Source organism: Pseudomonas sp. IT-P74 (assembly GCF_949768175.1).
GTDB lineage: Bacteria > Pseudomonadota > Gammaproteobacteria > Pseudomonadales > Pseudomonadaceae > Aquipseudomonas.
Genome location: NZ_CATKQD010000030.1, coordinates 1 through 1,666, shown reverse-complemented (window position 1 = coordinate 1,666; position 1,666 = coordinate 1). Strand labels below are relative to the sequence as shown.

The following is a 1,666-nucleotide window of genomic DNA, read 5'->3' as shown; positions in this document are numbered from 1 at the left end:
CGGCGTTTTTCAAGGTAGTTGTCGCGTCAACCGTCTAACTATGCCGCTCTTTTCTCGACCTGTTGCTCTCGATCCGGGTTCAACAGCACGGTGCCGATCGGTTCCCAGTTACGCGTTCGAGCCGACCACCGTTCCGGCTTTTTCTCTTTGGCTCGTTCGTACAGCTCATGTCGCCGGGCCAAGACCCGATGGTCCAGTCCTCGATGCCGCTCAGCCGGTGTGACGAACCGGATACGGCTATGCCGGTGCTCGTTGTTGTACCAACGCATGAAGTCCCTCACCCATACTCGTGCGGCGTCCAAACTGGCAAAACCATTCTGCGGCCATTGCGGGCAGTATTTCAGCGTTCTAAACAGCGACTCCGAGTAGGGATTGTCGTTGCTGACCCGCGGCCGGCCTCGCGAGGGCGTGATCCCCAGTTCGTACATCTTGCTCAACAGCGTCACCGATTTCATCGGCGCTCCGTTGTCTGAGTGCAGCACCAGCGGTTCGTGTAAACACTGCTCGCCGATCACGCTGCGTTGCAGCAGCGCGGCGGCTTTCTCGCCGCTTTCCGCGTCGTAGACCTCCCAGCCCACGGCCTTGCGGCTGTAAATATCCTCGATCAGATAGAGGTAGTAATACTGGCCGCGTATAGGCGACGGCAGATACGTGATGTCCCACGACCACACCTGATTGGGCCCTTTGGCCGCATGCGTGGTCGGTGCCGCATGTCGTCTGGGGTGCTGACTACGTCCGCGATGTTGCTGTTGACCCGCCGCACGCAGGACGCGATAGAACGTGGCCTCCGACGCCAGATAACGCCCTTGATCGGCCAGGCGCGGCACGATCTGGCTGGGCGGCAAGTGAGCGTAATCAGCGCTGTTGCACAGCGTCACAATCGCCTGTCGCTCGACCTCACTCAGCGCATTACGCGGCGCTGGTCGCACGATAGTCGTTCGAGCATCGGCCTGAACGATCTCGGGGCCGGTCCAGCGTTGCAGGGTTCGTAGCGATAAACCGACCTCCTGGCAGGCCCTGATTTTTCTGGCTCCCGCCGCGACGGCTTCGCTCAGCCAGTCAACGAACAACTGCCGTTGCGGCAAAGACGTCAGTTGTCCTCGTTGTCGGTCCCCCAGTAGTCGTTGAGCTTTTTTCGCAGCACCAACAACGCGGCTGTTTCAGCGAGCGCCTTGTCTTTGCGGCGCAGTTCGCGCTCAAGTTCCTGGATGCGCTTCTTATCTTTGCGAGACTGTTCCCGGTCTTCTTTTTGCTGGACCTTTTCCGATTTCTGGCCGGTGATGAAGGCTTGTCGCCAGGCCGTGATTTGCTCGGGGTAAAGGCCTTTGCGGCGGCAATACTCGCCCAGGTCGATCTCGGACAAGCCGGACGCTTCAAGGACGACAGCAAACTTGATTTCGGCTGGCCAGCTCTCGGCCGATGACTTGTTTTCGGACACTGCACTTCCTTCAGAACTGAGCTGCTTGCGCCAGTTGGACAAAGACATTTCGCTGACCCCTTCGCGCCGGGAAACCTCGGCCATCGACAGGTTCAGCGGGGGAAGCAGCATCTTGAGTAATGCGGCTCTGCGTTCAGGTGAATAGTACGGCACGACCAGTCTCTTTCCGCCCCCGATGTGCTTTTTTAGGAAAATTCGGAGAGGCGACAACTATCCTGACACCGGGGG

General features: G+C 59.1%; 1 protein-coding gene. It reads right to left on the bottom strand.

Annotation, left to right across the window (positions count from 1 at the left end; genetic code table 11):
- Positions 1-38 precede the first annotated feature (38 nt).
- Positions 39-1,591 (bottom strand): IS3 family transposase gene (locus tag ACM6J5_RS16325; RefSeq protein WP_095946423.1). Its coding sequence is split into 2 segments (ribosomal slippage): positions 39-1,129 and positions 1,129-1,591, totalling 1,554 coding nucleotides; the frame shifts between segments, so codons are not numbered across the junction.
- Positions 1,592-1,666 lie beyond the last annotated feature (75 nt).